At 62.8% G+C, this 8,157-nt stretch carries 6 protein-coding genes; 3 read left to right on the forward strand and 3 right to left on the reverse strand.

Translation table 11 applies throughout. The annotated features are described in order from the left end of the window. Positions 1 to 5: 5 nt before the first annotated feature. Positions 6 to 1,121 carry an Rv3169 family protein gene (locus ON22_RS01695; RefSeq protein WP_033246095.1) on the reverse strand — a complete coding sequence of 372 codons (1,116 nt, stop codon included), beginning with the start codon at positions 1,119 to 1,121 and terminating at the stop codon, positions 6 to 8. Between the two features lie 50 nt (positions 1,122 to 1,171). Here ON22_RS01695 and ON22_RS01700 point away from each other — a divergent pair, with 50 nt between their 5' ends. From ON22_RS01700 to ON22_RS01715, 3 genes are all read left to right on the forward strand, one after another. After that, a complete protein-coding gene (locus ON22_RS01700; RefSeq protein ID WP_033246094.1) occupies positions 1,172 to 1,792 on the forward strand; it encodes a TetR-like C-terminal domain-containing protein in 621 nt (206 codons plus the stop codon). A gap of 1,012 nt (positions 1,793 to 2,804) precedes the next feature. Further along, on the forward strand, positions 2,805 to 3,668 hold the full coding sequence (locus tag ON22_RS01705; RefSeq protein WP_033246093.1) for a hypothetical protein: 864 nt from the start codon (positions 2,805 to 2,807) through the stop codon (positions 3,666 to 3,668). 778 nt (positions 3,669 to 4,446) lie between these two features. Then, complete coding sequence (locus ON22_RS01715) at positions 4,447 to 5,319, forward strand: hypothetical protein (protein WP_156052378.1); 873 nt, start codon at positions 4,447 to 4,449, stop codon at positions 5,317 to 5,319. A gap of 256 nt (positions 5,320 to 5,575) precedes the next feature. Here ON22_RS01715 and ON22_RS01720 read toward each other — a convergent pair whose 3' ends face one another. Further along, positions 5,576 to 6,838: a hypothetical protein gene (locus tag ON22_RS01720; RefSeq protein ID WP_231508706.1), complete on the reverse strand. Its 1,263-nt coding sequence runs from the start codon at positions 6,836 to 6,838 to the stop codon at positions 5,576 to 5,578. A 659-nt stretch (positions 6,839 to 7,497) separates the two neighbouring features. Then, positions 7,498 to 7,722 (reverse strand): hypothetical protein, encoded by a 225-nt coding sequence (locus ON22_RS01725; RefSeq protein ID WP_156052377.1) that lies wholly within the window; start codon positions 7,720 to 7,722, stop codon positions 7,498 to 7,500. Positions 7,723 to 8,157: the final 435 nt, after the last annotated feature.

Consider the following 8,157-nt stretch of genomic DNA (forward strand, 5'->3'; position numbering starts at 1 on the left):
CGTGCCTATTCCGCTACGTCGGTCCAGTCGGAGAAACCCGACGGATAGTGCGGTCCGATCACACCGTGCTCGAACAACCCTGCACCCTCGCGGACCTGCCCGTCGGCTTCGGTGCATACGGCCGCGCCGATATGGTCGATGAGACTGAACGGCGCCCGGGCCATCACCGCGGGATCTGTGAGGTCGAAGCTGACCCGTTCGGAGAACGGTCCCTCCTTCCACGTGCCGTGGGCCCACGAGGAGTCGCCACCGTAGCCCGACCCGAACGCGATGGGCGCAAAGAGCTTCGATTCGATATCGAGCTCGATCCGGTCCCCGGCGCGGTTCATGAACGAGATATGGGCGCCCTGCGGGATCCGTGTCCCGGGCGCATAGTGGATGGTGGCGCGCACTCCGTCGAGTTGTTCGACGCGGCCGTCGCGCCAGCGGCGGGTGCAGTCGTAGAGGCTCCGGTGGCCGTCGGGGTCTTCTTGCAGGATCAGGAACAGTTGGAAGTCGTCGAAGGCCAGCGGCAGGTAGAGCCACCACATTCCGCGGAATGCGGCATCGGGCCGGCCCGCCGGTTCCGGCTCACCGACCGGCCGGATACCCCAGGATCGGTCGCGGCTCGCCACACTGGTGTCGTGATCGACTGTCAGCCGTTCGCCGTCGACGTCGATCCAGCCCTGCCACGTGCCGACCTGGGCGAACCGGGACGCCTGCAATGTCACTCGTCGCTCGGTCAGCATGTCGTGCGGAAGTTCCAGGGCGGCGGGGAACAGCCCGCGCCAGGTCAGATCCGCGGCGATGCCCTCGGTTTCGGCCAAGGTGAGGTGCAGTTCCTGCAACGGTTCGACGACGTCGAGACGGTAGCCGTTGACGTTCTGGTGGAGACGGTCGTCGTCGATGGCGTCGCTCAGGTGCACCGCGGTCTGGGTGTATCCGCGGCGGACGACGAAGTAGGCGTCCTTGACGCCCAGGCGTGGGTAGTAGCCGATTCCGGTCAGGGCCATGAAGCGGCCGCCGCGGTCGAGCACGTTGAAGTACGAGCGGTCGTAGAAATTCCGGTCGGAGGTGGCGGGCCAGGTGAGGGGCGCCGGTGTCTGATGAATCGGGTACTCGTCGAGTGGGCTCAGGTTCACACGCTCTCCCTCAAATATGATGCACACCGTATTGGAATTACGATGGGATCATGACAGCAGAAGGCGGCAGGGAAGGCAAGAGGTCTGCGCGATCTACGCCGGGCCGCCCGCGCGACGGCAGGATCGACGCCGCGATCATCACGGCCACCCGGGAACTACTACTACAGACGGGCTATCCAGCACTGTCGTTATCGGCGATCGCCGCGCGAGCCGGGACAACCACGGCCGCCATCTACCGGCGATGGTCGGGAAAGGCGCAGCTCGTGCACGAGGCCGTGCTGTCCGCCGAAACGATTCCCACGCCGGACGGTTCCGGTGATGTCCGCCGGGATATCCGCGCATTGGTCGAGACGGTCCGCGCGATGTTCGACAGACCGGAAGTGCGGCTGGCATTGCCGGGCCTGATCGCCGACACTGTCGCCGCTCCCGAAGTGCACCGCATGATGATCGACCGGTTGGCCGGCAATCTGGCCGCTTTCGAATCCCGCTACGGCCAGGAGCGCCGCGAGGACGACCAGTTGCCCATGCTCGCCGAGGTCGTGGCGGGCACCGCGATCTTCCGTATCCTCATCCGCCATGACGCCGCCCTCGACGATACCTGGGTGACCGAGATGACCGAGATGATCACCGACCGCTGGCCCTCTGGGAATGGGGCCGACGGGATCTCCTGACGCCCCGCAGTCAGAGCTGCACCGTCAGCGGTTGAGCGCAGGGGAGAAGGCGGGGAAGATCATTTGATCTTCTCGGGATGTGGCCAGCTCGATGAGACCGTCGTCCCCAATGACGCTGTCGTGCAAGTCCAGTTCCCCAACTGTCTGCTCATGTGGCAGGGACGGGCTTCCCGCTGGTGGGGTGATCCATCACGCCGACAGCCGTTGCCGTCTTCATCGCGCACAAGTTGACATAATGCGTGGCGCCGAAACGTGCTCGTCCAGCACCGACTCGATTCAGTCTCCACGATCCCGACCGGCTTGTCTCGGCCGGACATCAGGCAGGCGGTGGGCCCTGAGTCGGGAGTCGTGAAATGGGTTGTGCAATCCGGGAAAAGGTGAGAGTGGACTGACTCTGTGTAGTGGGAACTCTCGAGTAGTTCCGGATTTTCTCATGCGGCATAGTCCAGGAAAAGGTGAGAGTGCGGTGCATAATCCGGGAAAAGGTGAGAGCTGGCTGGATAGCCTCGTGTTCGGGTGATCAGTGGGGCGCAAGTCGCGGCTTGCGCCCCAGGGTTCCGGTGCTGACTTCGGCTGTTGCACGCGGGGGTGCCCGGACGGGAAGGCGTCCTGGCGCCGCGTGGAAATTGATGCAGTGTGGGCACCATGTTGTTCCTCGCCGCGTGGTTCGCTCGGCGCGCTACGGTAACCTGAACGATCGACTGATTCCACGGGCAAATCCTGTATATCGTCGGCGTGCCGAGATGGTGGCCCTTCCCGGTGTCTCTGCTGGCGAGGAGGTCGTCGAAGTGACCTGGGATGTTTGTCATTCGGGCATCGGATTCGCTTCCGGCGGCGGAAGCGGACGACTGCTACGCTGAGCAGACGTCGAGTCGGACACCATGCCGATCTGAACATCAAGTGGACGTTGCCGTGTCGGACACCATGCCGGTGCGGACTGTTCTCCCCCTTGCCAACACCATTCGGTGGGCTGCGCTGTGCGCTGCTCACGAGAAACAAAGGACACCTGACCATGCGCTACTTCATCCAGTACTCCACCCCGGCCAGGGCACAGATCTTTTCCTTGATGGTCGACAGCAGCATCGGGATCCCCAGTCCTGACCTCCAGCTGGTGACGACCCTGGGGGCCGATCATCTGCATTTGGCGAGCAAGCTGGTGACGCGGCTCAATGACTACCTGCAGGAACTGGCCCTGCCCGAACCCGATATGCCGCGCGAGACTCTCGCCCTGCCGTCGACGGACGAATTCCCTGAACCTGTTCGGGAATCCATCCGCAGGTTCCTCGAACGCCACTGCAGCACTCCGTCATACGGTGACTGGGGTTGGCATGGTCCGATCTATTCGAGCCTGGATTATGCAGACCGACTCGGTGAACCGCGCACCGCAGACGAGCTCTACGCAGTGATGACGTCACACGGGACAGACCTGGTAACCAGTGAACGGCCGGTCTTACCGCTGCGCTTGGAAAACTATGTGGACCGCGATCTCGAGCCTCAGGTCCGTTGGAGCATCGAACCGCGGACCGGCGAACCCGATGTCGGTTACGACGACGTGGATCCGGCGCGATGGGCTCATCTCGACGGGCTGAAGCCGCAGACTACCTGGACCAGCTGGATAGTCGGCAAGCTCGATGCTCGTCGGAATCCGGTCGAACGCTCTCTGCGTGAAGGAATAGAGCTTGCGATGGAAGCGACGAGCAGAGGACGAGCGGTCCGGATCCATTCGGTGACTGTGTGGGTTGTCGACGAACGCGACAGCGACGGCTTCCCTCGAAGCTCCCACGGCAGCCACGGCTGGGTGGTGGAGATCTTCGAGGACGCTATCGATGATCGGACATACACCGACGAGGAGGAGGACCGATCCACGGAGGCGTAGTGGTGCGCTGTGTGGAGGTCGAAAGCACGATCCGGCCTGGATGTGCGCCGGGATCCGTTGCCAGTGACAGTTTCCGGCCCGCCGGGACCGGTCGCCGTAGATACCGTAGCCGGACCTCGAACAGTCTCGGGGAGCGCCGGGCGCCCACACGTCACACGAGTCGTCCATAGGGCGGTATGGACGTTGCGGCGGAGGACGTGTGTGCGGCGGATGCACACGCGGTGGTCGGAATCACCGTTCTCACCAAGTCTGGCCGGTGTCATGGCACAGGCAATCGTGTTGCGCCCATGACCTCGCCGCAGCCGAGATCGGCGCGCAGGTGTGCTGGCATCAGGGCTGGCGCCGGCCGTTTGCGGTCGTGCGCGAGCCTGTCTGGCGTGAGCTGCCCGTCGGTTCTTCAACTGCGGGCGGCTCGGATACCTGGTGCAGCAATTACTCGGGTGCTTCGCGGCTGGTCAGTGCGGGCGAATGCATTGCCGGAGCCCAGGCAGATGCTGCATACCCGAGATCAGAGTACGGGGTATGGCGGTCCGGTTCCCGGCTTGTGTGCGGCCTTGTGGGCACGCTGCCGACGCAAAATTTGCGGCGCCGGGTCCGTGAAGCCATGCGCATATGGGACCACAACCTACCGACCACAGGCGAAGGAATTCATGAACACCGACAGCGCCCGGTCGGGAGTGACGGGATTGGACGGGAGCCACGTTTCCGCCTCGAAGAGCCGTTCGGCAGTGGGCTCACTCGCACCGGAACGGAGAGCTTCGTGAGCAACAATACGTCCATGACCACAGACGCCGACACTGGCCAGGCCATCGAACTGTGTGACGACCGAGTGCATCGAGCAGGGGAGACTCGCCGCGAAATCGGTCGCCGGTGGGCAAGGCACCTCGGCGGGCATCCGCGCCGCCTAACTGCGGTGCCGGGCGTAAGGTCTGGCGAGTGGGTCTTCGGGGTACGCACCGTTACGCCGATCCCTGTCCGGTTGAGCACGCTGTTCGGCGAGTGGCTCTATCAGCTACGCGCGGCGCTGGATGGAACCGCATACCAGTTGGCCATACGCGACAGCCGCCAAGACCCGCCACCGAACGCACGGCGCATCTACTTCCCCATCAAGACAGAATCCGCAGCGTTCTACAAGCCTCAGCATCGCTCCGACCTGAGAGCCCTATCGGACACGACCTTCGGCCTGCTGGGTCTGATCCAACCGTTCCATGCTGAACCCGACCACTTTTCCAACGCTCTGTGGTGGATCGAAGAACTCGCCCGCATCGACCGTCATCGGCGCGGGCACGTGCTCGCACCGCACCTCGGCAGGATCAGAATCGGTTTCGAACCACCGGTTTCGGATCCACGCTGGTTGGTTCCCGAAAACTCGGCGAAACGAATTGCTTCGACCGAGGAGTTGACCCCGCTGCTCACCTTCCGGACACCATTGCAGTGGACCGAAGGGGATGTCCGGGAGCATCTCGTGCTCGACGGTGAGGCAACGACCGGTTACTTGGACGTGACCGAGTGGGCCGACAAAGCGTCTGCCCCGATGTGTTCCATGAACCTTGAGCACCGCATGGCCATGTGCGAAGAGCAGGTACTTCATGGAATCATTCGACCGTTGCTCACTGGTGCAATCAACCTGCCATCGGCCCCACAGCCATAACCTCCACGATCGGCCCGGGCGTACCGCTGCTCAAGCATCCGACCGAAACACCTCCAGAAGATCGTGTGACGAACCATCCTGGCGGCCCTCGACCTCCATTGCCTCATACTCTGTCGTAGCAGCGCTGCTCAGGGCCTTTGAAGGAAGGCGGATCTTCGCCTCGCGAACTCTGGACAATCTCGTTGCGTGTGGACGCCAGCCGTGCGCTCTGCCGCTTCGCTGCAAGACGCCGTGACAATGGCGGCTGCGCAGCCGTTCACTGCGCGTTGTCGCTGCTCGGCGCGGCGTTCGCACTCAGTTCGATGATGGAGGTAACCGAACCTATCGGCTTCCAGGGCGTCGCATTCGTCATCTCGATTTGCCCGTTCTCGATCAGACGGTGATGCGCCGCCATCGGCAACAACTCCGGGTCGAAGGGGTGCACGGCATGGGGGTTGTGATACACATCCATACCCTCGACCCAGGATTCGAGGTATCCCTCGGTCACGAAGTGCAGGAAACTGACCGGGGTGGATGAGTCGGGATCGGGGTTCCAGGCCCTGCCCTCGCGGATGAGAACGACGCCGTCCGCGCCGAAGCCAGCACTTGTGCCCATCCGGTTGAACTTGGTCAGCGTTCCGCCGCTGTTGAAGATTACCGCGCTGACGTACCGTGCCTCGGGCAGCGAAAAGAAACCCGATGGCACCGTTTTGGCTCCCCACCGATGCTCGTTGATCGGGGAGGCACGGATGACCAGTTTGCCTTGATCATCGCGTGCTGCTTCGTGTTCGAGACCATACAGGTAGGTCTCCAGCGCGTGGCCGCTGTGGATCATGGACATCGGTGCATGGAAGTCCTGGATGGCGAAGACCAAGGGCTTGCCCGCCACCGCCGGACGGTTCCAGTATTTCTTGCCCAGTTTTGTTGTCAGCGGACCCGCGTACCGGATGGGCAGGTAATTCCTTCTGTAATCGTCCAGTTCTTCAGGAGTGCGCGGGGTGGGTGGCCGTTGCGGCCGACCGTCGGGACCTATGCTGGGGTTGATGGTGGTCGCCTCGATCGCGACTTCGCCAGAGAGTCCTCTCGCCAGAAAGTCCGGCGCGGGTTTGGGATGGGAGACCGACAACCCAGCTTCGATCAGCACGGCATACAGATACAACTCCCAGAGCCGTGCATCGAAACCTGAGGTCTGGAACTGCTCGACGAAATTCCCGTCGACGTCTTCATGCCATCGCATCATCACGCGGATGATCTCGCGTGCCGCACGGTACGCGTTCCCCGAGGAAATGGTGCGGAAGCTCGAATGCAGTTTGTTCTCGGCGACAACAGGTTCGAAGAAATCGACGGGCGGCCCGGCCTCGTCACCTTGCTCGCGTTGCTCTTCCACTACTGGAAGCAGTCGATTCGTCCTGTCGTGGAGATCGACGAGGGCATCCTCGGGTCGGTCGTGGAAGTCGGTCAACGCGACGAACCGGAACCGTTCCCGAAGGTCGCGCGCCAGCATTACCGCCGAGTATTGACCATCGGTGTCGACGACCACCGATGCGATTACGCGTCCGCACCGGGACTCGAACCATGCAAGTTCCTGCAGGAGTAGCGCAGCCTGCGGGTGACGACAGTAGCCAGCGAGTGCATTCCACCTCGCCTGAGAAATACTTCTCATCCCATCCTATCCCCGTTGCTTCTCGCGCCTGACACACGACCTGTATCGACATCCTGCCGCAGGACTGGATCTGTCGGGTACGGCGACGGATTCGGTGGTATCGGACTAGCGCACGGGTTGGCGTGACGAGCCCGACCAGCCTTCGGCCACTGAATTTGGCTAGGGGCCGGTCTCGTTCGCCGCGCTGTGGCGGTGGGCCTACCGTCCCCGCATTCGATCGTGCTGGCATCGGTAGGCGGCAGCCTACTCGGCTGGGGTTCGGTAGCCCAACCTGAGTGGCGGTGCCGCGTTTCCTACGTCGAGCTGTTCTAGACCCCCGAGACATGCGGAAGCTGGTCTACGGCATGAACCTGTCCCTGGTTACGTCGCCGCGCTGGGCGACGACCTCGGCTGGAGCGAGTCGACCGACGACCTGTTTCCGCGAAGGCTCGGCTAGGAGCGGGCGATCGGTCTGTTCAGTATGGGCGCAATGCTGTGGGAGACCATGAGTTCCCTACTGGCCGACCGGCAACCAGCAGCCGGGCCCCACCCCGGCACTACACGTTGCCGGCGCCGAGCAACGCCCGATCGCGAGTGACCGAACCATTCTTCTCCGACTGTGTCGGTTCGGTCGAGGGTGTCGTCCACGCCCGTATTCCCAGCAGGCGATACGTAGGACGCCCGGTTCTGCCGGACCACTGCAGCATTACACTCCGTTCAAGATCGACCGAGACCATCTTGCCGATAAGCGGAGGAAGCAGCGAAAGAATATCTTCGGCCACCGACCCGAACATATCGGGCTCGTCCACTCACGATATCGAGCGTTGCGCAGACTATTACGGAAACTCCTGAACGAAGAAATGTTGACCCGAGACGGGATTATCGAGATCCTTCCCCGCCTGGTCATGCGTCAAGCGCAAGCGAACGACGATCAAGCAGGGAATCCGGAAATCACACTCACGGTTGCCGACCCGGAGGCAGCTTTGGGCAGAGTCGCCGTAAAGTACGTACGGTCGGCTCGCGGCGCCGTATCCACCGTGGATCCCGACGGCCGGCGAGTCACGATTCTTGACAGACCCTGACTGTAGGTCGCCGGTCGATACAACCGGCTCAGCGCGTTTCGCCAGGCAATGACACTCTGCCGTAAGGAAGAGGTTTCGTATTCCCGATACGGTCACTCGTTCAACGGCCGCCACCACAGCGGTGATGTGGCGATA

Source organism: Nocardia carnea NBRC 14403, from assembly GCF_000308515.1.
Lineage (GTDB): Bacteria > Actinomycetota > Actinomycetes > Mycobacteriales > Mycobacteriaceae > Nocardia > Nocardia carnea.

Excerpts from the sequence above, each read along its gene's own strand:
- ON22_RS01700 (WP_033246094.1), top strand. The coding sequence starts at position 1,172 with ATGACAGCAGAAGGCGGCAGGGAAGGCAAGAGGTCTGCGCGATCTACG.
- ON22_RS01705 (WP_033246093.1), top strand. The coding sequence starts at position 2,805 with ATGCGCTACTTCATCCAGTACTCCACCCCGGCCAGGGCACAGATCTTT.
- ON22_RS01715 (WP_156052378.1), top strand. The coding sequence starts at position 4,447 with ATGACCACAGACGCCGACACTGGCCAGGCCATCGAACTGTGTGACGAC.